Raw genomic sequence first — 22,696 nt, 5'->3', positions numbered from 1 at the left:
TCGCACCGGATTTAATAATTTAGTATTAACTAAACGGCGGCGCCGGTGTCGTTTTTAGAAAACTTTGCGCCGACCGACACTTCTGCGATTAATTGGAGCCATGACACGACCATAAGTTCATGGTAACTTTGAGAAAAACAGCCTCAGCGAGTGAAAATATCTCTTGGCCGAGATCGGCTCCTCGCCGATCGTCGGCCGTGGAGCAGAGCCGAAAGAGGTCCTGAAATTAACTTGTGTGGCACCTGTCAGGGAATGGACGCCGCTGCCTGCCATCCGCAACGTCGGCAAGCAGCTGCGTGCTTGCCAATCGGCCCTGGGAACCCATACTGGATCCATGCAGCTATCAGAAAGCCAACCTGCCGGTATCGAAATCTCTCTCTGGCAGTATTCCAGGAACGAACGTGACCGAAACCGCTGGATGCAGTCGCTCTCACCGGATGAACGGGATCGGGCGGCGACCTATCGGTTTGAACGAGATCGAGCCTCGTTCATAGCCGGCCGCTATCTCTTACGGCGCCTGTTGAGCGCCCATACCGGGACGCTGCCGGGTGGGATCGTGTTGGTCGCGGACGAACACGGCAAGCTAAGCCTTGAGGGTCGCGATAGACCGCAATTCAGCCTGTCCAATGCCGACGGGCTGGTGGCGGTCGCGGTTGCGGCGGGCTGCGAGCGCATCGGAATAGATTGCGAGCGCGCCGACACCGAGATCGAAGAGGTGACTTTGGACACCTATTGCAGCTTGGACGAGCGACGCTGGCTCGATGAATTGCCCGCGCATCAACGTGCGCGAGCCGCCGTTGAACTTTGGACGCTGAAGGAGAGCCATCTCAAGGCGCTTGGCGTGGGCTTGCGGGAAGATCCTCGCAATGTCGCTTTTTCCCGGAAGGTCGGCATCCCTGTCATGATCGGCGAACCGGACCGGCAATGGCATCACCGTCTGATCGAGAGGGGCAGCCAGCACGTCGTTGCGCTGGCTGTTTGCTCCCGGTCAGGGCTCCCCGAGATTCATACACGCCTGTTTCAGGACGACAGCATGCCGTCCGAATAGCCGGCGCGCAACTGATGCGGCATCGCCGAAACCTCCGTCGCCCAGACCAGTTGCGAGTTGTCGGGCTCGGCATCGAAATGCTGCCGGCCGAGAAGCGAGTTGACGATGGCGGCGCTGCGCCAGGCCATGAGGCTGAGCTGCGAGTCGGCGATGCCGTGTGAGTACCGGCCGGCATTCTGCGCGAACAGCCGGTTGGTTCTCGGCCCCGTCCACTGCATGGTGTAATCGTCGTTCAGGGTGGGATAGCCGTTTCTGTCGAGGCTTATCCTTTCGCTGAGCGAGCCGAGCGCATCGGGCAACCGGAACCTGTAGCCGGTCGCCAGAACCACGGCATCGGCATGCAGCACTTCTATGCCGCCGTCGAAATGGTTCCGGACGATGAGCCGATAGGCATTGCCGTTTCGCTCCATCTGGATCACGTCACGGCTCGGCGACAGAGATGCATTGAGCGTGCCCGGTTCGAGATAACGCAGCGCATAGAGACGGCGGTAGATCGAGTGGATCGTCGAAATCGACAGGCCGTCGCTTGTCAGGATCGAGTTCTTCAGGGCTGCCTGCTTCTGCTCGCCGCTGAGCTTCAGATAGGCCTGCACATACTCAGGCGAGAAGACCTGGTTTGAAAACGGCGTGTCGTTGATCGGCTCGAAATTGTGCCGCCGGCTGATCCATGTCAGTTCGCTCATGGAACCGTGATCGGCAAGCAGGGCTTCCACGACCTCGCCGCCGCTTTGACCGCCGCCGACCACGACGATGCGGCCGGCGCGAAGATCGCTGATACGCGATTTCGCCTCGCTGTTATGGAAGCAATCAGCACCTAGGAAGGGTTTTGCCCAGTCGGGTACGAAGGGCGAAGATCCCGTGCCGATCACCAGGTTGCGCGCCTCTTCCTGGCCGTTGTCGAAACGCAGGACGAAGCGGTCGTCGCGGTGCTCGACATCGCGGATCTCCGTTCCGAAGCGCAAACCCTCCACGCCCTTGGCGACCCAGGCGAGATAACGTGCGAATTCCTGCCGGGGAACGGCGTCGTAATTGGCGTTGAGGAAGGCATACAGTCTCTTATGCGCCACCAGATAGGAAACGAACGACCAGCGGCTGGTCGGCAGGACCGGCGTGACGAGGTCTTTCAGGAAGGACGATTGCAGCTCGACGCCGGGCATCATCATCCCGGGATGCCAGTCGAAGGAGTCCCGCTGCTCGAAGAAGCGGCTGCGGACCTCGGGCACCGATTCCAGCAGGCAGGCGAGGCTCAGATTGGAGGGGCCGATGCCGATGCCGGCAAGATCGAGCGGCTCGTTGAGGGCGTCCCTGCGGGTAAAAGCGACGGTCATGCGAAGTCCTTCTCTGTTTCCTTGAGACGCAGGGCGAGCCTTGAGTGGAAGGCGGGAGACCCGATCATATGCAGATGGTTGGTGCCGGTGATGATTTCGGCCGCGTGCGCCCGCGGCGACAGGCGGCGCCAATCGATCAGGTTGAGGCCGCGGTTGAGGCTGTCGTCGGCCGCCCAGGGATAGATCGGCACATCATGGGGAACCAGCCGATGCTTGCGGAAGATCAGGGCGTTGTCGATCAGCACCCAGAACGTATGCTCGCGGCTGCTGATATCCGGCCCGTCGGTCGGAAGCGGATCCTTTTCGTCGCCGACGAAGCGAAGGAACTGATCGTAGGTATCGGCATCCATCGTCGACAGCAGCCGGTCCCATTCGGAACGCATCTGCGTCTTCTGCAGCCATGCCTCGACGTCGCGGTGCAGCGCGTCGCGCTCGCCCGGCCGGAATCTCGGCTTGGCGCCGATCGCAAATTCCGATCCGAGATCGCAAACGTCGACCATCGCCATCATCCTGACGTCGACCTCGTTGCCGAGCGTGCGGGCAGCCTCATAGGCGAGAAGCCCGCCCCAGGACCAGCCGAGGAAAGTGCAGGGCGCTCCCCTGCTATGGGTCCTGATGTTATCGACGTAGCTCTCGATGATATCTTCGATCGGCGCGCCGACTTCCTTCTTTTCGGAGAGCGAATGGCAAATGAAGCCGGTCGCCGGCTGGTCGGCGCCGAGATAATCGACGAGCTTCACATATTCGCGGGTGCTGACGAGAAGCCCCGGGAAGCAATAGAGCCGCGGCTTGGCGCCGGAGGCGCGCAGCACGATCACCTCCGACAGATCCCGGTCGGCCCCTTGCTCCATCACGCCGGCAAAGGCGCGGATGGTCGGGTTATTGAAAATATCGGCGACGGTGAGCGGCGTTTTCGGCCGGCGCTGCCGAAGCTGCGAAAGGATGCGGATCGCGCCGAGCGAATTGCCGCCGATCGTGAAGAAATTATCCTCGACGCTGATCGCTTCCAGCTTCAGAACCTGCCGCCAGACGTCGAGCACCTGTTCTTCGAGTGTGGTCGCCGGCTCGACGATTTCGCGCCGGACCGGCTGGGGCGCCGGCAGCGCGAAGCGGTCGAGCTTGCTGTTCGGATTGGTCGGCATCTTTTCCAGCTCGACCACGGCTGCCGGCACCATATAGGAGGGCAGGCTGCGTTCGAGACCGGCGCGGACGGTCTCGACGTTCAACGTCTCGTCCTTCTTGGGCACGACATAGGCGACCAGCGCCTTCTCGCCGGCATCGTCGTCGCGCAGCACGACCAGGGCTTCGCCGACACCGGGCTGCTGGAGGAGTGCTGCTTCGATCTCGCCGAGTTCGATGCGGTAGCCCCGAAGCTTCACCTGATGGTCGACACGGCCGACGAATTCGACGGTTCCGTCATCGCGCCAGCGCGTCAGATCGCCGGAGCGATAAAGCCGGCCGCCCTCCTTCGAGAACGGATCAGGGACGAAGCGGTCGGCCGTGGTATCCGGCTTGCCGAGATAGCCGCGGGCGATCCCCTCGCCGCCGATATAGAGCTCGCCGGTCACGCCGATCGGGCACGGGTTGAGATCGGGATCGAGCACATAGACGCGCCGCAGCCCGACGGCGCGGCCGAGCGGGGCGTAGACGCCCTGGAACTTCGTGCCGGCCCTCACCTTCCAGACCATCGGCGTCATGATGGTTTCTGTGGGACCGTAGCCGTTGATCAGCCATTCCGATTTCAGCGCCCGCGACAGAAGATCGAAGGTCGGTTGCGCCAGCCCCTCGCCGCCGAAGGAATAAAGCCGCATCGGCGGCGCGCCGTCGGTGATATCGGCCCATTCCGCCAGCTGCTGCAGATAGGTTGTGGGAATGCTGGCATTGTTGGCGCCGTGTTTGCGCATTGCCGTCAGCGTCTCCTCCGGCGTCCACAGCGGCTGATCGGGAAGAATGATGCTGCCGCCTTCCATCAGCGGGTTCATCCACCGCTCATGACCGCCGTCCGAGCTGAAGGGCAGGAACGGCAGCTCGCGGGACTCCGAACTCATGCCGTAGACACGCGAGGTATTCTGCAAATGGTGCGTCAGCGGGCCGTGCTCGACGGCGACGCCCTTCGGCAATCCTGTCGAGCCCGAGGTGTACATGACATAGGCGAGCTGATCCTTGTGGGTGGGAATATAGAGCGGCGTATCCGGCTCGCCGTCGAGATCGATCTTGTCGAGTTCGAGGACGATCGTGTCGAGCTCTTCCGGCAGGCGATGGCGCAGCCAGCTGTGGGTGAGCACGATCTTGACGCCGCCGTCGCGCAGGATGTGGTGGTTGCGCACCGGCGGATGATCCGGCTCGACCGGGATATAGGCGCCGCCGGCCTTCAGCGTCGCCAGGATGCCGACCACGGCCTCAGGCGAGCGCTTGATGAAGATGGCGACCGTCACCTCGGCGCGGACGCCGAGCTGCCGCAGCCGATGTCCGAGGCGGTTGGTGCTCGCCTCCAGCCAGCCATGGCTCCACTCCTCGTCGCCATAGACGATCGCGGTCTTCTCGGGCGTCCGACGCGAATGGGCTGCGATCAATTCATGCACCGGCCTGTCGTCGTTGACGACATCATCCTCGTAAGGCGCCGACAACCAGTCGAGCTCGTCAGCCCCCACCAGTTCGACATCCTTGATCCGCACATTCGGCTGCGCGACCATCTGTTCCAGCACGAGGCCGAAATGCCTAGCGAGCCGGGCAACCAAAGCGCCGTCATAAAGATCCTGCGCGTAGTCGATCAGCACGGATGCACCGTCCGAATGCGCCTCGACCACCAGGGAAAGCTCGCTGTCGGCGCGGGCCCCCGGCGGCTCTAGATTGGTGGCGTTGCCGGGCAGCGCATAGGGTCCACGGAATTCGAACAGCGCCTTGACCACGGCTTCCTGGGCGGCGGCTTCGTCGACCACCAGTTCCTGGGTGATGCGTTCCAGCGGCACGAGCCGGCGCTCGCCCTCCTCGCTCGCCTGCGAGATCGCCGCGATGACATCGTCGATGGAATGTCTAGAGGTCAGCGACAGGATGAGGGGGAGCACCTGCTCGGCACGGCCGCGGCTGGCAAAATGCTGCCTGTCGGGCCGCGCGACCAGCAGGCCGGTCAGCAAAGCGTAGTTGCCGCTATAGCGCGCCAGCAGCGCGCAAAAGGCGGCGTGCAGCACACGCTTGACATGCACTCCCTTATCCCCCGCATGCCGTTCGAGTTTGCTCCAGAGGTCGGGTTCGATCGAAAATCGATGCTGGGCGCGCGCCACGCCTGCCAGCCCGCCGCTGTTGAAGCGGGTGGGAAAGGTCGAGGCGGCATAGTCGAGGCCGATCGCATCGCGCCAATAGGCAAGTGCTTCCCGCGCCTCGTCCGTCTCCAGCCAATCGGCCTCCCGCGTGCCGGCCGACATGTCCACCGGATGCATGTCGCCAACCGGCTCGTCATCGAGAATGCGCGCCAGCGACCCGGCGAGGGCGGATTTTTCGCGGTCGTCGCAGACGATCGGATGCAGCACGATCGTCAGCAGCGACTGTCCCTGGGCAAGCCGGATGATCTGGATGCGCGCACCGGGGGCCTCCAGGAGATCGAAGCGCTTGTCGCGGAAGGCTTTCCGTGCAGCCGCGGCATCCGGCTCGGAAAGGGCCGCGCCGTCTTGGCCGAGGATCTCGATCGGCACCGCGTTCGATGCGCCGCGATATTGCTCGATGCGCCCGCCCGCCAGCCGGCGGAAGCGCAAGGCAAGCGACGGATTCTGTGCCACGAGCGCCCGGCAGGCGCCGGCAATCGTCTCGATGCCGGCTGCCGGGCTCAATCGCAGCCCGATGACCTGGTCGGGAAAGACGGTGTAGTTGCCGATCTGCTCCAGCGACCAGATGCGCTTCTGCGCGATCGTCAGCGGAAAGCTCTCGAAGACCGCATCCATTGCGGCATCGGTCGGGGAAGCATCGGCGAAATTTGTGATTTGCTTGTTCATCTTGGGGATCCGGACGTTATTCAGAGACGCGCATCGCCTGACATTGCCGAGCGCAGCGAGAGGGGACGCGGGTCGGTCCAGACGCCGCGGATATGGGCCAGGCATTCCTGACGTGAACCGGCAAAGCCGGCCGGTTCCCAGCCGGTGGGAATCCGCTTGTCCTGCGGCCAGACCGAGTAGTGACGCTCGGTGTCGATGACGGCGATCCAGAGATCGTCGCGAGGCTCAAGATTGTCCATTCGAGGCTCCTGCAGAGATGGATGTCATGCGCAAATGACGGATCCCGACGGCTGCGGTTTAGAAAATTCCTGAGAATTTTTTTCTTCTCCAAGCCCTAAATCGGGCCGGAGATGGATCGTCATTCTACCAAATCAGCACAAGAGCGGGCTTACGCTCGCCGCATCAAAAGCCCTGTCGGTCAAGGAGAACATCATGGATTTCGACGCCGCCAAACAAAGGCGCGTTCTGCAGTCGCGCAGCTACGTCAGCCTCGCACCCAATCTCATCCATCTGAAGACCGCGCACGGGCACCACGAAGCCGCATTCGAGGTCGAGGCCGGCACCGCGACGCTGACCTTCTACCATGGTGATCCCGCGCGATCGGCGGAGCTTCTGATGGCGGCCGCCGAAGCGGTGACGGCGGAAAATCGCTCGATCAAATCAATCATGTTCGAGGGGCATCGGACCAGCCTCCCGCTGCATATTTCCGGTGACGGCGGCAGGCTGGAGTCGGAGATCCTCTGGCAATGGCCGTCGCTCTGGCTGCCGCAGCTCACCTATCCGCTGCCGCCGGTGCAGGAAATGACCGCCGGCCGCTATCATCCGCGCCGGCCGGCAAAGCCGAAGGGCACGGTCTACCAGCGCTTCATCCCCTGGCTGGAACGCGATATCAGCTTGCGGGTCGCCGACCCCGAGACCGACCTTGCCATCTTTCACCGCTGGATGAACGACGAACAGGTCAACACGATCTGGGAGGATGCCGGCTCGCTCGACAAACACCGGGAGATCCTGGAGGAGCGGATCGCCGATCCGCATGTCCTGCCGCTGATCGGCAGTTTCGCGGATATCCCTTTCGGTTATTTCGAGGTCTACTGGGCCAAGGAGAACCGGCTCGGCCCCTTCTACGACGCCGACGATTACGATCGCGGCTGGCATGTGGCGATCGGCGAACCCGATTATCGCGGCAAGAAATGGATCAGCGCCTGGCTTCCGTCGCTGATGCATTTCATCTTCCTCGACGATCCACGCACCAGGCGCATCGTCGGCGAGCCGCGCGCCAGTCACGAGCAGCAGATCCGCAACCTCGATCGCTCGGGTTTCGCCAAGGTCAAGCATTTCAATTTTCCGCATAAGCGGGCGCTGCTGGTGATGCTGACCCGCGAGCGCTTCTTCGGCGATCATCTCTGGGTGCCTGCATCATGAACGACATGAGCGAGATGAGCGGCAGCATGAGGAAACGACGGAGCCTCGCCCCGGAGGATCTTGCCAGTCCTCAGCTTCTCAGGCTGCTGCTGCGGCTTGGACTGCCGGCCATGTTCGGCCTATCGATCAATGCCGCGCATCACACCATCAACATGGTCTTCGTCGGCATGATCGGCGAAGACCAGATCGCGGCGATCATGATCGTCCTGCCGATCCTGATGCTGATCGCCGCCTTCGGCGAAGGCATCGGCGTCGGCGTCGCAACCGAGGTCGGGCGGCTACTCGGCGCCGGCAACCGCTCGCGGGCAGGCGCAATCGCTTCGATCAGTCTTGCTGCCGGCGTCGCCTTCGGCGCGGCAAGTGCGCTCGCACTCATCTTGTTTCCCGATCTGCTGCTGTTCGGCGCCACATCAGCAATCGAGCCGCTTGCGCAGCATTACCTCCTCATCATCGCGATCTCGATCCCGCTGACGATGGCGCAGATTATTCTCGATTTCCTGGCGATCGCCGAGGGTAACGCCCGCTTCAGCATGTGGACGCTGGTCGCCTGCTTTGCCTTGAACATGATCCTCGACCCGATCATGATCTTCGGCTTCGGCCTCGGCCTGCAGGGCGTGGCCATCGCCACCATCCTGTCCCAACTCGTCGCGCTTTCCATCTATGGCGCTTACCACTTCAGGCGGCTTGGGACGGTCCAGCTGAGCCTTGACTGGCGGCTGGCAGATATCCGCAATCTCAGGCCCGTCCTTGCCGTCGGGGCGCCGACGACACTGACCAGCCTGACGACGGCAGGCGCGATTGCGATCATGGTGTCGCTCGCCGCCACCTATCACGGAGAAGCCGGCATTGCCGGCATCGGGATTGCCTTGCGGCTGCTTGCTGTCGGGACACTTCCCGTTATCGGTATCTCGCTTGGGGCTCAGTCCATTCTAAGCTTTGCCTGGGGTCGAGGCGATATGGCCAGGGTGCTGTCGGCGACCCGCATCCTGACAGCGGTCACGAGTGCGGTGAGCGGCGCCTATGGTCTGATGGCGCTTGCCTTCTCCGAACATCTCGCCTCGTTCTTCACCGACGATGAGGCGGTGATTGGGATCGCCGGGCAGGCGATCATCGCAACCCATCTTCCTCTTCTGCTGTTCGGCCTGCGGCAAACGGTGCTGATCCTCTTCCAGGCGCAGGGCCGGCCGAAAGCCGCGATTGCCGTCGGCCTGGCGCAAAACGGCTATCTGCTGTTTCCGCTGCTTGCGCTGCTGCCGCCCTTCTTCGGCTTTTCAGGCCTGCTGGCCGCCATGTTCCTGGCCTCCGCCCTGACCGGCCTGCTGTCGGCCGTCTGCCTGGCGAGGTCGCTCAGCGCGCTCCGGCAACGCTCCACCGGCCATCTGACCTCCATCCGTCCCACTCCCAGCTTTTGTCCATGAGAGGATGACCATGAACCAGTCGATCAACCCGCACGACCTCGGCGCCCATGCGATCGCCGACGATCTCTTCACCCCTGTCGATCCGGCGGCATTCAACGCCGTGTCGCCGCCGATCTTCCAGACCTCGCTCTTCACCTATGACAGCTACGAGGCGATGGAGGATGTTTTTGCAGGCCGCACGCGCAACTACATCTATTCGCGCGGCGACAATCCGACCGTCCGCGAATTCGAGCTCCTGGTCGCCCGCCTCGAGGGCGCCGAGGATGGACGCGCCTTCTCGAGCGGAACGGCCGCCATTACTTCGACAATTCTGAGCCTCGTAGAGGCTGGTGACCGGGTCGTTGCCGTCCGCCATCTCTATAATGATGTCTACCGTCTTCTGGTCAAACTGCTCGGCAGGCTCGGCGTCGGGGTGGATTTCGTCGACCCGGCGGACCACGACGAGGTCCGCAAGGCGCTCTCGGGCGCCAAGCTGCTCTACCTTGAAAACCCGACATCTTTCGTCTTCGAGCTGCAGGACATCGCGGCCCTGTCGGCCATGGCGAAAGAGGCGGGCGTTACCACCATCATCGACAATTCCTGGGCAACGCCGCTCTTTCAGAAGCCGATCCAGCACGGCGTCGATATCGTCATTCACGCCGCCTCGAAATATCTCGGCGGCCACAGCGATACGGTCGCCGGCGTCGTCGTCGGTTCGAAGGAGGCGATCGCCAGGATCAACGCGACCTCCTATCCCTATGTCGGCGCCAAGCTTTCGCCGTTCGAGGCCTGGCTCTTGTTGCGCGGCATGCGCACCCTGCGTGTGCGGCTGAAGGAGCATGAGCGCAGCGGGCTTCTGCTGGCGGATCGGCTGAAGCAGCATGCGGCAATCGCCCGCGTTCGTCACCCGGTCTTTCAGGATCATCCCGGTCGGGCGACGCTCACGGGTTATGCCGGGCTGTTCGCCTTCGACCTCAATCCCGATATCGACGTCGCCCGTTTTGTGAATAGTCTCCGCGACATCCGCCTCGGCGTCAGCTGGGGGGGACCCGAAACGCTGGTGGTCCCCGCCAAGGTGGCGCTGCAGATCCCCGACCGGATGACCTCCTTCATCCGGTTCGGCGTGAGCGAGCAGACAGTTCGTTTCGCCGTTGGGCTGGAAGAGCCGGAACTGTTGTGGAACGATTTGCAGCAGGCGCTGCACGCCGCGAAGCGGTAATATCCCGCGCGCGTTCGTGATCGGGGCGGGCGGGCTCGTTCATTGCCAGATGGCAATGCTCCTCCGCCGCCTTGATCATGAAGTTGACGAGGGTCCGTGAGACGCCGAGTTCGGCGGCAATATCCTTCTGCGGCACGCCGTTGAGGCGGTGCCGTATGAAGGCATCGTTGGTGCGCTTCGGCAGGGCCTCGAGCGAGGCAAGCACATCGCGCAGCGTCTCGGCAGCGACAAGCTGGTCGAGTACGGTGGGGATGGGAGCCGTGATCTCCTGAACCTGGTCGATCGACCTATAGTTGTTCATCTGCTGACGGCGGCGGCGGCTTTCGTCGAGTGCGAGATTATAGACCATCCGGAAGGCGTAGCCGATCGGGCAACGAATACCATCTGTTTTGACCCCGTAAGCTTTAATCACGCCATCCTGAAAGATATCCTCGGAATATGACCTTGATTTGACAACGCTTTCAATCGTTTTCAGGAGCTTATCCTTGTTTTCGATCATGGCGTTGACAACGGCATTTCCATTCACATCGCGAAGCAATGCTTGCATTGTCCTGTACCCTTTTTACAAATGGAAAATCAGGCTCTGTCGTTACTGGTCGACGCGGTCGTGGCGCTCCTTTTTGGAGGGAAAGTACACGATTTGATTGCAGTGTCTATTTTAAGGTGATAACAGGAGTCAAGTTTAAATCGACGGAGTGAAAGCGAGAAAAAATGGGAAGGACAGTTGAGATCCTGACAGGCAAGGCGGAGCTCTGCCGATCGATCATGGGGGCTTTGCCCGACTGGTTTTCCGAACCGGAGGTCATCGAGGCGAGTGTCCAGGTGATCGAAGAGCTGCCGGTGTTCGGCTATATCGAAGCCGATGTCGTCACCGCGCTGATGGCTTTGAAGCCGCACCTGCCCGGCGCCGTCGAAATCGCGCTGATCGCGACCCGCCCCGAACATCACGGTCGCGGCGCCGGACGTCAGCTCATCGAAGAAGCCGAACGCTTCAGCCATGACGCAGGTGCCCGGTTGCTGACGGTCAAGACGCTCGCCCCGCGCGACCGCGAGGAACCGCAATTCGAGGCTACGCGGCGCTTCTACGACCAGAACGGCTTCGTCAGGGCGGAGGTCTTTGCAAAACTATGGGACGAGGACCACCCGTGCCTGTTCATGGTCAAGCCGCTCGCCGGCGTCCAGGCCGAGACGACGCTTTGAGACGACGAGACTTTCTGCTTGGCGCGCTGGTAATGACCGGCGCACCCGCAACCGTGCGCGCCGGCGACGGCGGGGTGGTTTCGCTTGACTATGGACTGGCCTCGACGATGCTGGCGCTGGGCCAGACGCCGCGCGCCGTCGTTTCCCTGAGAAACTGGGGAGAATGGGTGGTCGAACCGACGATGCCGGCCGGCGTCGTCGATCTCGGCACCACATCGGAGATCAATCTCGAAGTCCTCACCAGCATTGGGCCGTCGCTCATTCTGAGCACCCCTTTCCTTGCGGCACTGGACGATAAACTGTCACGGATCGCGCCGGTGGAGCGGTTCACCATCTACGCCGAGCACAGCGAGGCGCTGACCTGTTCCTACGCCGAAACGCTGCGGCTCGGCACGATGATCGGACGGGCAGAGCAGGCAAAGGCTTTTCTGTCCCATGCCAATGCCACGTTCGATCGATTGCGCGAGCGGACAAAAAACCTGTCTGCGCCTCCGGTTGCCGTCATCAACTTTATCGACAACAGACATGCCCGCATCTACGGCGGCCCCGGGCTTTTCGGCGGCGCCATGAAGCGCATCGGCCTCGAGAATGCCTGGAAGGGCGAGACCAGCTACTGGGGATTTCAAACGATCGGCCTGGAACAGCTCGCCGAACTCGACGAAGAAGCGCATCTGATTGTCGTTTCGCCGCTGCTTCCACCCGACGTCCTGACGCAGCTTTCCGACAGCCCGCTCTGGACCAGCCTTCCCTTTGTCAGACAGCGGCGAATCTCGGTCATTCCGGGCGTTCTGATGTTCGGAATGGTGCAGGAGGCGCTGCGGTTTTCGACCCTGGTCGTCGATACGCTGGAGACTTCAGCCCGATGAAGGCCAGATTTTCGCACTTCGGGGCGCCCGCACTTGCGGGCCTCCTGCTCTTTTCCGGATTGGCCCTTGCCGTAAGGGAGGTTTGGGCGGCACTGCCCCATCTCGAGGCGGCCTCCGGCGGTTATGATGCCGAGCGCCTTCTCTTCCTCTATTCGACGCTGCCGCGCATGGCGACAGCGCTGATTGCCGGCGCAGCACTCGCACTCTCCGGCACGATCCTGCAACAGGTGCTGCGCAATCCGCTGGCCTCGCCGACGACGCTCGGCATTTCCACCGGTGCCAATCTGGCGCTGGTGTCCGTCATGCTCGCTGTTCCCTCACTCACGGGATGGGGCAGGGACGCGGTCGCGCTTGCCGGCAGTGCCGCTGCCGCCTTCGCCATCTTTTCGATCAGCGCCCGCCACGGTTTTTCGCCCTTTTCGCTTATCTTGTCAGGCATGATTGTCGGTCTCTGGTGCGGGGCGGCGGCGGCCATCCTGGTGCTGATGAACGATCAATATCTCTCGGGGATTTTCATCTGGGGCGCCGGGTCGCTGTCGCAGCAGAGCTGGGCGATCCCGGCGTCGCTGCTGCCGAAGGTGGCGCTGCTGGCGGCGCTTGCCCTTCTGGCCACAAGACCGCTGACGCTGAGCCAGATCGGTGATGCCGGCGCAACGAGCCTCGGCCTGCCGATCAAATGGGCCCGCGGTTTCATGCTGGCGATTGCCATCGCGCTCAGCGCCTTCGTCACCAGCGCCGTCGGCGTCATCGGCTTCATCGGGCTGGTCGCCCCGCAGATCGTGCGGCTCGCGGGCGCCAGGCGGATTCTCAGCCAGTTGATCTGGTCACCTATTGCAGGCGCCGGACTTCTGCTGCTGACGGATCAGGCGATCAAGCTTGTTGCTCCAGGCGATTTCGTCCCGACGGGAGCGGTGACGGCACTGCTCGGCGGCCCGATCCTGATCGCTCTTCTCCCACGTCTCGCCACCGCCTCGCGCGCGCTGCCCGGCGTGGCATCACCCCAACATCTAATGAACAACAGAACGGCATCCTTCGCTGCGCTGCTCGTCCTGGTCATCGCATTGGCGACTGCCGCGATCTTCTTCGGCCGTGCACCCGACGGCTCCTGGGCATGGCTGCCGGCCGCCTCGTGGGACGAAATCCTTCCCCTGCGGCTGCCGCGGGTCGCCGCCGCATTCGGTGCCGGAACCGTGCTCGGCGTGACCGGGCTGATCCTGCAGCGGCTGACCGGAAACGAAATGGCAAGCCCCGAGGTGCTCGGGGTATCGGCAGGAGCAACGCTTGGCGTTGCGGCCGCCATGTTTGTCTTTGCGGCGCCCAGCCTGGCCGTCCAGCTTGGCTTTGCCGGCGGCGGCGCCCTTGCCGTGCTGACCCTGATCTTCCTCTTGAGCGCGCGTTCCGGCTTCGGCCCGAACCGTGTGCTGCTCGCCGGCATCGCCTTCGGTGCGATCCTCGACGCCGGGATCGGCGTCCTTGCCGCGAGCGGCGATCCGCGCGGCCTGGCGCTCATCCGCTGGATGGCGGGCTCTACCTATTTCGTCGACAATGCGGTGGCGGCAAGCGCCCTTCTGATTGCGCTCGCCTGCCTGGCCGTAGCCTTTCTCGCCAGCCGCTGGCTTGCCCTGCTGCAGCTCGGAACCGAGACGGCAAGCGAACTCGGCCTCAGGATCGTTCCCGCACGCGTGGTGCTGTTCGGTCTCTCGGCGATCATGACGGCGGCGGCGACACTCGTCGTCGGCCCCTTGAGCTTCGTCGGCTTGATGGCGCCGCATCTTGCCCACGGGCTCTGTCTTCGCCGGCCCGCCGCCCAGCTCCTCGCTGCCGCCCTCATCGGGGCGGCTCTTCTCGTCATCGCCGACTGGACGGGGCGCATGATCGCTTTCCCCTACCAGATCCCCGCCGGATTGATCTCGGCTCTTGTGGGCGCCCCGATGCTGCTGATCGTTCTGCGCCGGCGGGCATGAAAGGTGATCGGTAATCGGCGTCTCAAGCGGGCTTATGTTCGGCCGCCTGACTCATGCCGATGACAGCCCCTCACCCCAACCCGACCGAGGTCGAGACCGGTGGCTCAACCCCGGTCGGTGGCGGCAGCCAAATGAGGGGCAGACCGAGGTCGGGAAGATCAATGGCGCCGTCCTTCAGCGGGCAGGCTTCGCCGCGGCCGCCGACGCCCGGCCTATCGATCTCCAACGGCAGCCCGATCCGGTGCATGAATATCTGCGGGCTGGGGCAATCGACAGGATGCTGAAATAATAGAGGGTCCACATCGAGACGACCGCACGGCGGTCGCTGCCTGGAAATTTTTGCGCATACCGGGCGATGAGCCCGTCAAAGAGTGCGGCGCCGCTGAGATCCCTGCAAGCAAGGACGATGCCCGTCTGCGGTGGGGCACCGAGCAGCTTGCCGCGGCCAATAGGAGAACGCGCCATCGCCCACCACGCCGTCAACGGCCTGGTGGGCGACAGGATGATTGGCAATCGAAGTCGGACGCTGAGACACCCTATTCGTCTTTGCCGCCATGCCCTACCACCGATACTTCAGCGTCCCGGTCATGTTGCGGCCCTGGCCGAGATAGCAGAAGCCTTCGTTGCAGACGGTGTCGCGCTCGTCGGCAATGTTGCGGATATTGAAGGCCGCCGTCAGGCCCTCATACTTCTTGTCGATCGCGCCGAAATCATAGGCGGCGGAAGCGTCGATGTAGAAGCTCGACGGGTTCTTCGACGTATTGGCTGTATCCGTCCAGTTCTCGCTGACATAACGGACACCAGCGCCGACCGACAGGCCGTTGAAGGGGTTGGTTTCCTGGAACGTGTAGTTGGCCCAGAGGCTGGCGACATGCGAGGGTGTCAAGGCTGGCGTATTGCCCTCGTTTTCGCCCCCTCCCGTCACCTCTGACTGGTTGTAAGTGTAGGCCGCAATAAGATCCCAGCCATCGGCTACCGCCGCGCGGGCTTCGAGTTCTATACCCTTCCCGGTCACTTCACCGATCGATCCATAGGCAAACAACAGCGGATCGACCAGCACCGGCTTGTTCTTTTCGACGATGTGATAGGCAACGGCCGACAGGAGGATGTCGGAGCCCGGCGGCTGGTATTTCACGCCGACCTCGTACTGTTCACCCTCTGTCGGCGCCAGGATCTTGCCTGAGGTCGAACGGTTGGTCACCGGATCGAACGAGGTGGCATACGAGACAAAGGGAGCAATGCCGTTATCGAAGAGGTAGAGGGCACCGGCTTGCCAGGAGAAGGCGTTCTTGTCGACCTCCTCCGAGCTGACCGCGGGCAGGGTCGCATCACGCGTCTGGTTCACCCAGGTCTGCCGGCCGCCGAGGTTGAAGCGCCAGTTTCCGACCTCGATCTGGTCCAGCGCATAAATGCCGGCCTGCCGCATGTCGGCATCGGAAGCCAGGATGCTATAGTCCGGCGTGGCGCCCGAGACACCATAGGTCGGATTGGCGACATCGAAGTCGAACGCCGGATCCGCGGCTCCTGCGCCGTAACCAAAGCTCGATTGGAGATTGGTGTAGTCGAGCCCGAACAGCATCGTATGGGCAAGCGGGCCTGTATCGAACTTCGCCTCGAGCTGATTGTCGACCTGGAAAACGTTCATTTCGTCGCGGATCGCATTCGTGCCACGATGCGCGACGGTCCCGGTCCAACCGGTAATGCCGAGATAGCGGGCCTCCAGATCGAGATGCGAATAACGCAGGTTCTGCCGGAAGGTCAGGCCGTTGTCGAATTCATGCTCGAACTGATAGCCGACCTGCTGCTGCTTGACCTTCTGGTGGTCGTAGTCGGGATCGCTCTCCCTGAGTTCGTGGAACTTGCCGTCCAGGGTCGTGATCGCGCCGACGTTGGAGTCGGTCTCGTCTGCCTGTGCCAGGCCGTACACCGTGAAAGTCGTGCCCTCGTCTGGCTTCCAGGTGAAGGACGGCGCCAGGAAATATCGGTCGTCGGCAATATCGAAATTGGAGTCGCCGCGGCGGGCGAGGCCGACGATGCGATAGAGGAAATCGTCGTTGTCTTCGCTGATCGGCCCGCCGAAATCGAACATCCCCTGCACCCGATCCTTGGTGCCGTAGGTAATGCCGACTTCGCGGATCGGCTCTTCGGTCGGAAGCTTCGATATTTTGTTGACGAGGCCGCCCGGCGATCCCGCACCGTAGAGAACGGAAACCGGTCCCTTGATCACCTCGACGCGCTGCAACTGATAGGGATCGGTGCGGAACATGCCGTAATTCATGTAGGGCTGACGCAGGCTGTCACGAAAATCGCCGACCGTCGTGATGTTGAAGCCGCGAATGTAGATCTGGTCGAAGCGCGGATCGAAGCCGTTCGGCCCGGTCGTCACGCCAGCGGTATAGCGCACCGCTTCGATGACGCTCTGCGCGCCGCGTTGCTCGATTTCCTTCTCAGTGGTGACGGAGATCGAACGCGGCGTCTCGACGAGCGGCGTGCTGATCTTGGTCGCGCCCGCGCTGTTCTTGGCGGTAACGGACGTCCGGTCGGTCTTGCTATCAGAGGCTGCACCTTGAATGACGATCGGTTCCAGCGCCGTCGCGGTGTCACCTGTGGTCGCGCTCTGGGCGGCAGCCGGTAAGGCTGCAATGCCGGTCGCGATCAGAGCTGTCGTGGCAAACAGGCTATCCCTGTAAATTCTGGGTACAATATTAGAAACATTCAAAAAAATACGCGCCATTCTTGGTCCCTACCTTACGGATGCGGGCGGAACCTATGGAGCGAAGCAGGCGTTGTCAACATAAGATGATTATTTCAGTCACCTTTTAATGGATGAAATCCATAGCTTTCTCCACTCCCGAAGAGGTTGTACGCGTCTCCGAGGCCCAGCCTTATGTTTCAACCGTACAAATCCAGACATCGAAGTGGAAACAGCTCTCGCATTCACGAGCGATGTCGCTGCAATGCCGGTGGCCGACGCCTCACCGCGAGCCTGACCATTTGACAGATATCCTACAAGTATATATGTAACAGCTTCCTATCGGAGATGTGAGAAAGCGACCCGGCATGACATTGAAATCGATGAAGCCGCTGACGCGCGCACCGCTTTTGCATGTCTCCGTGCAGGAAAGTCTGCGCGCCTATATCGACGACAACGGCCTTGCGCCCGGAACCCTGCTTCCGGCGGAAGGAGAGCTTGCCGCCCAACTCGGCGTCAGCCGCAATTCGCTGAGGGAGGGCATCAAGGCGCTGGAATCGCTCGGCGTGCTGGAGACACGGCGCGGCGTCGGCATTTTCGTGAAGGCCTTTTCCTTCGAGCCGCTTCTCGACAACCTCGCTTACGGCCTCGGGGGCGCCCTGCGGCAGATCGAGGAGGTTCTCGAAATCCGGCGCACGCTTGAGGTGGGATTGATCGGCAAGACGATCGATGTGATCGGCGAGGAGGACATCGCCGAACTGCGCGCCACTGTCGATCGAATGCGCGCCCATGCCGAGCGCGGTGAAACCTTTGCGACCGACGACCAGCTGTTCCACCGGCTGCTGTTTCGCTGCCAGGACAACGAAACGCTCGTGCGGCTGATCGATGTCTTCTGGCTCGCCTTCTACAAGGCGTCGGATTTCGTCAACCTCGAAAATACCGATCCGATGGCGACGTGGCGCGATCATGCCGCGATCGTCGATGCGATCGAGGCAAAGGATCTGGAGGAGGCGCGCCTGCGCCTGGATCGTCACTACGAGGGAATTGCCCGGGTGATTGCCAACAACAAGACAAGTTCAAACATGGGAGGAACGCATGAAAAGACTGTCTAGATTATCCGCTATCGCGCTTGGCGCCCTGCTGTCGACAACAGCCGTTCCGGCTCTTGTCGTGTCGGTCGCTGCGACCCAGGCTCAGGCAGCCACGCTGTCCGGCGGCTTCGATGTCGGCCCGGGAGGTTTCCAGGGCAACTTCAATCCGCTGGCGGCGACCGCCGGTTTCACCTGGCTCAGCATCTATTACGAGCCGCTGATCACCTATGACGAGAAGCTGCAGAAGGTCGTCGGCGCGCTGGCGAACGCCTACGAAGTCAGCCCGGATCAGATGATCTACACGTTCAAGCTCGCCGACGCCAAATGGCATGATGGCAAGCCCTTCACCGCCAAGGATGCGAAATTCACCATAGGCCTTGCGATGGATGCAAAAACCGGCTCGGTGCTCGCTGCCCGGCTGAAGGGCATATCGTCAGTCGAGACGCCGGACGATCACACCGTCGTCATCAAGCTTAGCGCACCCAGCAGCAGTTTTCTCGACACGATGACCAAGGTGATGATGCTGCCCGAGCATGCGCTCGCCTCGATACCAGTCGACCAGCTGGCGAAGAACACCTGGTGGTCGACCGCGCCGATCGGCACCGGACCGTTCAAATTCACCAAATACGTTTCCGATCAATATGTCGAGCTTGCCGCCAACAGCGAATATCGCGGTGGCAAACCGGCACTGGAGCGCGTCATCAATCGCTATTTTGCCAATCCGGCCGCAGCGATCGCGGCGCTGAGATCCGGCGAGATCCAGTTCACCTATGTCGATTCCAACGACGTGCCGACCTTCAAGGACAACAAGGACTTCAAGGTCATCGAAGGCAACTCTTTCGTCGTCAACTATCTGGGCTTCAACCACGATTCCCCGATCTGGAAGGATGTCCGCGTCCGCCAGGCGGTGATGTATGCGATCAATCGCGATGCCATCATCCAGAGCCTCTATGGCGGCGCGGCCAAGCCGGCCAACTGCGCCTATGTCGCCGAACAGCTGATACCCCAGGGCATCGACACCTATGCCTACGATCCCGAGAAGGCCAAAAAGTTGCTGAAGGACGCCGGCTGGGACCAGATCAACGGCGGCAACCCGATCACGCTTCTGACCTATTACACCACGCCGCTGGCCACCAACGTGCTTGCCGCCGTCCAGGCGATGCTTGCGCAGGTCGGCATCAACATCGTTCCGCGCGCCGTCGATGCGCCGACCTATAACAGCATCGTGCTCAATGCGACGCCCGATGCTGCCCAGTTCCAGATGGTTTACGCCGGGCTGCAGAATGGGCCGGATGCCGGAAGCATCAATGTCGGCCTCAACGAGAAGCAGATCCCTCCGGCCGGACCGAATGTCGCCAGAGTTCGTATGCCCGATCTCACCAAGGCACTCGACAGCGCGCTTGCCGAGCCCGACAGCGCCAAGCGGGATGCCGCCTACCAGGACGTCTGCAAGGTGATGAACACCAACCTGCCCTGGGCGACGCTCTGGGTGGCAAACCGCTACGGCATCGTCTCGGCCAAGGCGAAGGATTTCGTCTGGACGCCGGCGCCGGGCGGCGGCCCCTACCAGGCCGACCCGCAGAAATGGTCGCTCGCCGAATAGCGCTTTCCGCAAAGGCTCAAGGGTGGCTTCGGCCACCCTGACAGGACGGCCTGACAAGACGGCCGAACAAGACGGCCCGACAAAACGGATTGACGATGCTCCGATACAGTCTTAGACGCCTGATCATAGGGGTAGGCATGCTCGTCGCCCTGAGTATGCTGATCTTCCTGCTGCTGCGCCTGACACCCGGCGATCCGATCGATGCCTATATCGATCCGAACCTGCCGATGTCGCCGTCGGATCTTGCCGATCTGCGTGGAAGACTCGGGCTCGACCAGCCCCTGCCCGTCCAATATCTGGGCTGGCTGCAGCAGGCGCTGGCGGGCAATCTCGGCTATTCGATCAAGCGTCTCGACCAGCCGGTTCTCGGTCTGGTGCTGTCGCGGATCGGGCCGACGGTGCTGTTGATGGGCACCGCCCTTGCCTTCGCCATCGTCGCCGGCATCGCCTGCGGGGTGATCGGCGCCGTCCGTCGCAATTCGCTTGCCGATCTCTCCTTGTCGGTGGTTGCGCTTGCCGGCATTTCGAGCCCGGCATTCCTCAGCGCCCTGATCGGCCTTTATATCTTCTCCGTCCGCCTGCACTGGATGCCGTCGGGCGGCATGCTGACGCCGGGCGAAGAATTCTCGCTCGGTGATCTCCTTCACCATCTGATCCTGCCGGCCGCCCTTCTGTCGGTCGCGCAAGCCGCATTGATCATGCGGTACATGCGCGCTTCGCTGCTCGAAGTCCTGAACCAGGATTACGTGCGCACGGCCCGCGCCAAGGGCGTGTTCGAGTTCTGGGTCATCGCCAAACATGCGTTGCGCAATGCGCTTCTTCCGATCGTCACCCTGATCGGCTCGACCATCGGGCTGGCGGTCGGCGGCGCCATCTTCATCGAGAGCGTCTTCAACTGGCCGGGCATGGGTCTCCTGCTCGTCGATGCCGTACAGACCCGCGACTACCCCGTCATCATGGGCGCGACGCTCGTCATCGGCACTTGCGTTATCATCGTCAATCTTCTGACCGATATCACCTATGCGGTCGTCGACCCGCGCATCAAGGTAGGCTGAGCATGCTGGCACGCTATCCCCAACGCCGCAGCCCGGGGCCGCTTGCCCGCGCCTTCAGCCGTTTCCTGCTCAACCGCGCAGCGGTTGCCGGCGTCTGCATGGCCGTTCCGATGCTGCTGCTGATCCTCTCCTATCCGCTATGGTGGGCTTTCCAGCCGAATGACATCGATCTTCTGGCGATGAATAGCGGCCCGACGGCAACCCACTGGTTCGGAACCGACGGCGTCGGCCGCGATGTCTTTGCCCGCGTGCTCGAAGGCGGCCGGATTTCGCTGCTGGTCGCCATCGCATCGACCGCGCTTTCGGCGGTCATCGGCTTTCTCTTCGGCGCCATCTCGGCGCTTGCAGGCCGGTGGGCGGACGCCATCTCGATGCGCTTCGTCGATCTGGTGATGACCCTGCCGCCCGTCATCTTCCTGCTTGTGCTCGCCTCGATCGCCGGCACCGGCCTCTGGCCGACGGTGCTGGTCATCTCGCTGCTTTCCTGGCCGCTGCTGGCGCGGATGATCCGCTCCCGGCTGCTGGAATTGCGCGAGCGCGATTTCGTCATGGCCGCCCGCGGCATGGGCGCCGGCTTCGGGCATCTGCTGTTCCGCCACGGCCTGCCGAATTCGATCGATATCCTCGTGGTCTACGCAACGCTGCAGATCGCCAATGCCATCCTGCTCGAGGCCGGCCTGTCTTTCCTCGGCCTCGGCATCGCACCGCCGGCGGCGAGCTGGGGCAACATGCTGAACGCGGCCCGCTCCACCGCCGTGCTCGAACAATATCCCTGGCAATGGCTCTTCCCCGGTGCGGCGCTGATCCTTGCCGTGCTTGCCATCAACTTCATCGGCGATGGCCTTAGAGATGCCTTCGACCCGCGTGCCGAACTGAACTGACAATCGAAAGAAGCGAAAATGACCAAATTCAAGGGTGTCGTCCCCCCCGTCGTAACGCCGCTCAATCCGGATCTCACCGTCGACTACCCCTCCTATACCCGCGTGCTGGAGCATCTGATCGATGCCGGCTGCCACGGCGTATTCGTGCTCGGCTCGACGAGCGAAGTCATCTTCCATAACGAAAAGACCCGCCGGGAAATCATCGAGCATTCGGCCAAGGTGGTGAACGGCCGGGTGCCGCTGATCGTCGGCGTCATCGATCCGACCACCGATCGGGTCATCGCCCATTCGAAGGTCGCAAAGGCTGCCGGCGCCGACGCTGTCGTCGTGACCGCTCCGTTCTATACGGTCACCAGCCAGTCCGAGATCCTCGATCATTTCCGTTATGTCAGAGATGCGGTGGACGTTCCGCTGATCGCCTACGACATTCCGGTCTGCGTTCACGTCAAGCTGCAGCGCCAGACCGTGGTCACGCTTGCCAGGGAAGGCGCCATTATCGGCCTCAAGGATTCCAGCGGCGACGACGGCAACTTCCGCTATGCGCTCCTCGATCTCGCCGAGCACAAGGACGTCTTCCTGATGACCGGCTCCGAGATCGTCGTCGACACCGCCCTGCTGATGGGCGCCCACGGCGTCGTTCCCGGCATCGCCAATGTCGATCCGCACGGCTATATCAGGCTCTGGAATGCCGCCCAGCGCGGCGATTGGGCCGCAGCCAGGAAAGAGCAGGAGCGCCTCTGCCGTCTGTTCGAAATCGTTTGGGTTGCACAGGGCCGTGTCAGCGGCGGCGCAGCCGGCATCGGCGCCTTCAAGGCTGCCATGCAGAGCCTCGGCATCATCGACAGCGCCGTCATGCCGCGGCCGCGCGCCTCCCTCAACGATGCGGAAACCGCACGGATCGATGAGATTCTGCGCGCAACCGGCCTGTTGAACTGAGCCGGCCG

The 22,696-nt window shown here is 62.4% G+C and carries 17 protein-coding genes and 1 pseudogene; 12 read left to right on the top strand and 6 right to left on the bottom strand.

Going from position 1 to position 22,696, the window contains the following annotated elements; all coding sequences use genetic code 11:
• Positions 1-334: 334 nt before the first annotated feature.
• Positions 335-1,048, top strand: coding sequence for a 4'-phosphopantetheinyl transferase family protein (locus tag BBJ66_RS30780; protein WP_049732163.1), 714 nt, complete (start codon positions 335-337; stop codon positions 1,046-1,048).
• Here BBJ66_RS30780 and BBJ66_RS30775 read toward each other — a convergent pair.
• From BBJ66_RS30775 to BBJ66_RS30765, 3 genes are read right to left on the bottom strand one after another with little or no spacing between them, the layout of a single operon-like run.
• Positions 1,021-2,376, bottom strand: a complete 1,356-nt coding sequence (locus BBJ66_RS30775; RefSeq protein ID WP_071092896.1) for a lysine N(6)-hydroxylase/L-ornithine N(5)-oxygenase family protein — start codon at positions 2,374-2,376, stop codon at positions 1,021-1,023. The two genes, BBJ66_RS30780 and BBJ66_RS30775, sit on opposite strands and share 28 nt — an antisense overlap.
• Positions 2,373-6,362: a non-ribosomal peptide synthetase gene (locus BBJ66_RS30770; protein ID WP_071092893.1), complete on the bottom strand. Its 3,990-nt coding sequence runs from the start codon at positions 6,360-6,362 to the stop codon at positions 2,373-2,375. The genes BBJ66_RS30775 and BBJ66_RS30770 overlap by 4 nt, the downstream gene beginning before the upstream one ends.
• 20 nt (positions 6,363-6,382) lie before the next feature.
• Positions 6,383-6,601, bottom strand: coding sequence for an MbtH family protein (locus BBJ66_RS30765; protein WP_049732135.1), 219 nt, complete (start codon positions 6,599-6,601; stop codon positions 6,383-6,385).
• A 193-nt stretch (positions 6,602-6,794) separates the two neighbouring features.
• Here BBJ66_RS30765 and BBJ66_RS30760 point away from each other — a divergent pair, with 193 nt between their 5' ends.
• From BBJ66_RS30760 to BBJ66_RS30750, 3 genes are read left to right on the top strand one after another with little or no spacing between them, the layout of a single operon-like run.
• Complete coding sequence (locus BBJ66_RS30760) at positions 6,795-7,784, top strand: GNAT family N-acetyltransferase (RefSeq protein ID WP_071092891.1); 990 nt, start codon at positions 6,795-6,797, stop codon at positions 7,782-7,784.
• A complete protein-coding gene (locus BBJ66_RS30755; protein WP_071092889.1) occupies positions 7,781-9,202 on the top strand; it encodes an MATE family efflux transporter in 1,422 nt (473 codons plus the stop codon). The genes BBJ66_RS30760 and BBJ66_RS30755 overlap by 4 nt, the downstream gene beginning before the upstream one ends.
• Before the next feature lie 10 nt (positions 9,203-9,212).
• Positions 9,213-10,400: a PLP-dependent transferase gene (locus tag BBJ66_RS30750; protein ID WP_049732138.1), complete on the top strand. Its 1,188-nt coding sequence runs from the start codon at positions 9,213-9,215 to the stop codon at positions 10,398-10,400.
• On the opposite strand, the gene BBJ66_RS33920 is transcribed toward BBJ66_RS30750, so the two are convergent.
• Positions 10,291-10,947, bottom strand: a complete 657-nt coding sequence (locus BBJ66_RS33920; RefSeq protein WP_083335664.1) for a sigma-70 family RNA polymerase sigma factor — start codon at positions 10,945-10,947, stop codon at positions 10,291-10,293. The two genes, BBJ66_RS30750 and BBJ66_RS33920, sit on opposite strands and share 110 nt — an antisense overlap.
• Positions 10,948-11,111: 164 nt before the next feature.
• Between BBJ66_RS33920 and BBJ66_RS30740 the strand changes: the two genes are divergently transcribed.
• The 3 genes from BBJ66_RS30740 to fhuB are packed head-to-tail and all read left to right on the top strand — an operon-like array spanning position 11,112 to position 14,430.
• Entirely contained in the window at positions 11,112-11,600 is a 489-nt protein-coding gene (locus BBJ66_RS30740) for a GNAT family N-acetyltransferase (protein WP_049732140.1), read from the top strand.
• A gap of 32 nt (positions 11,601-11,632) precedes the next feature.
• Positions 11,633-12,466 carry an iron-siderophore ABC transporter substrate-binding protein gene (locus tag BBJ66_RS30735; protein ID WP_049732141.1) on the top strand — a complete coding sequence of 278 codons (834 nt, stop codon included), beginning with the start codon at positions 11,633-11,635 and terminating at the stop codon, positions 12,464-12,466.
• Entirely contained in the window at positions 12,463-14,430 is a 1,968-nt protein-coding gene (fhuB, locus tag BBJ66_RS30730; RefSeq protein WP_071092886.1) for a Fe(3+)-hydroxamate ABC transporter permease FhuB, read from the top strand. Before BBJ66_RS30735 ends, fhuB begins: the two co-directional genes overlap by 4 nt.
• Before the next feature lie 211 nt (positions 14,431-14,641).
• Here fhuB and BBJ66_RS35575 read toward each other — a convergent pair.
• Positions 14,642-14,986: pseudogene (locus BBJ66_RS35575) on the bottom strand (siderophore-iron reductase FhuF); the annotation flags it as partial.
• Between the two features lie 3 nt (positions 14,987-14,989).
• The gene (locus BBJ66_RS30720; RefSeq protein ID WP_071092882.1) at positions 14,990-17,164 is read right to left on the bottom strand and encodes a TonB-dependent siderophore receptor; all 2,175 of its coding nucleotides are present in this window, start codon (positions 17,162-17,164) and stop codon (positions 14,990-14,992) included.
• A gap of 326 nt (positions 17,165-17,490) precedes the next feature.
• Between BBJ66_RS30720 and BBJ66_RS30715 the strand changes: the two genes are divergently transcribed.
• From BBJ66_RS30715 to BBJ66_RS30695, 5 genes are all read left to right on the top strand, one after another.
• Positions 17,491-18,234 (top strand): FadR/GntR family transcriptional regulator, encoded by a 744-nt coding sequence (locus BBJ66_RS30715; protein ID WP_049732144.1) that lies wholly within the window; start codon positions 17,491-17,493, stop codon positions 18,232-18,234.
• The gene (locus BBJ66_RS30710) at positions 18,218-19,816 is read left to right on the top strand and encodes an ABC transporter substrate-binding protein (RefSeq protein WP_071092880.1); all 1,599 of its coding nucleotides are present in this window, start codon (positions 18,218-18,220) and stop codon (positions 19,814-19,816) included. Before BBJ66_RS30715 ends, BBJ66_RS30710 begins: the two co-directional genes overlap by 17 nt.
• A gap of 95 nt (positions 19,817-19,911) precedes the next feature.
• Positions 19,912-20,871: an ABC transporter permease gene (locus BBJ66_RS30705; protein ID WP_049732146.1), complete on the top strand. Its 960-nt coding sequence runs from the start codon at positions 19,912-19,914 to the stop codon at positions 20,869-20,871.
• 2 nt (positions 20,872-20,873) lie between these two features.
• Positions 20,874-21,752 (top strand): ABC transporter permease, encoded by an 879-nt coding sequence (locus BBJ66_RS30700; protein ID WP_071092878.1) that lies wholly within the window; start codon positions 20,874-20,876, stop codon positions 21,750-21,752.
• Between the two features lie 18 nt (positions 21,753-21,770).
• On the top strand, positions 21,771-22,688 hold the full coding sequence (locus BBJ66_RS30695) for a dihydrodipicolinate synthase family protein (RefSeq protein WP_071092876.1): 918 nt from the start codon (positions 21,771-21,773) through the stop codon (positions 22,686-22,688).
• The last annotated feature ends 8 nt before the right edge of the window (positions 22,689-22,696 follow it).

Origin of the sequence: Rhizobium sp. RSm-3 (assembly GCF_001854685.1) — a bacterium.
Classification (GTDB): Bacteria; Pseudomonadota; Alphaproteobacteria; order Rhizobiales; family Rhizobiaceae; genus Rhizobium; species Rhizobium ecuadorense.
The sequence above is the reverse complement of the archived record's forward strand: the minus strand, read 5'-3'. Positions and strand labels throughout refer to the sequence as shown.

Coding starts and splice junctions, on each gene's coding strand:
- BBJ66_RS33920 (WP_083335664.1), bottom strand. CDS start 10,947: ATGCAAGCATTGCTTCGCGATGTGAATGGAAATGCCGTTGTCAACGCC.
- BBJ66_RS30770 (WP_071092893.1), bottom strand. CDS start 6,362: ATGAACAAGCAAATCACAAATTTCGCCGATGCTTCCCCGACCGATGCC.
- BBJ66_RS30715 (WP_049732144.1), top strand. CDS start 17,491: ATGACATTGAAATCGATGAAGCCGCTGACGCGCGCACCGCTTTTGCAT.
- BBJ66_RS30735 (WP_049732141.1), top strand. CDS start 11,633: ATGACCGGCGCACCCGCAACCGTGCGCGCCGGCGACGGCGGGGTGGTT.
- BBJ66_RS30755 (WP_071092889.1), top strand. CDS start 7,781: ATGAACGACATGAGCGAGATGAGCGGCAGCATGAGGAAACGACGGAGC.
- BBJ66_RS30775 (WP_071092896.1), bottom strand. CDS start 2,376: ATGACCGTCGCTTTTACCCGCAGGGACGCCCTCAACGAGCCGCTCGAT.
- BBJ66_RS30765 (WP_049732135.1), bottom strand. CDS start 6,601: ATGGACAATCTTGAGCCTCGCGACGATCTCTGGATCGCCGTCATCGAC.
- BBJ66_RS30750 (WP_049732138.1), top strand. CDS start 9,213: ATGAACCAGTCGATCAACCCGCACGACCTCGGCGCCCATGCGATCGCC.
- BBJ66_RS30695 (WP_071092876.1), top strand. CDS start 21,771: ATGACCAAATTCAAGGGTGTCGTCCCCCCCGTCGTAACGCCGCTCAAT.
- fhuB (WP_071092886.1), top strand. CDS start 12,463: ATGAAGGCCAGATTTTCGCACTTCGGGGCGCCCGCACTTGCGGGCCTC.
- BBJ66_RS30760 (WP_071092891.1), top strand. CDS start 6,795: ATGGATTTCGACGCCGCCAAACAAAGGCGCGTTCTGCAGTCGCGCAGC.
- BBJ66_RS30700 (WP_071092878.1), top strand. CDS start 20,874: ATGCTGGCACGCTATCCCCAACGCCGCAGCCCGGGGCCGCTTGCCCGC.
- BBJ66_RS30780 (WP_049732163.1), top strand. CDS start 335: ATGCAGCTATCAGAAAGCCAACCTGCCGGTATCGAAATCTCTCTCTGG.
- BBJ66_RS30740 (WP_049732140.1), top strand. CDS start 11,112: ATGGGAAGGACAGTTGAGATCCTGACAGGCAAGGCGGAGCTCTGCCGA.
- BBJ66_RS30720 (WP_071092882.1), bottom strand. CDS start 17,164: ATGGCGCGTATTTTTTTGAATGTTTCTAATATTGTACCCAGAATTTAC.
- BBJ66_RS30705 (WP_049732146.1), top strand. CDS start 19,912: ATGCTCCGATACAGTCTTAGACGCCTGATCATAGGGGTAGGCATGCTC.
- BBJ66_RS30710 (WP_071092880.1), top strand. CDS start 18,218: ATGAAAAGACTGTCTAGATTATCCGCTATCGCGCTTGGCGCCCTGCTG.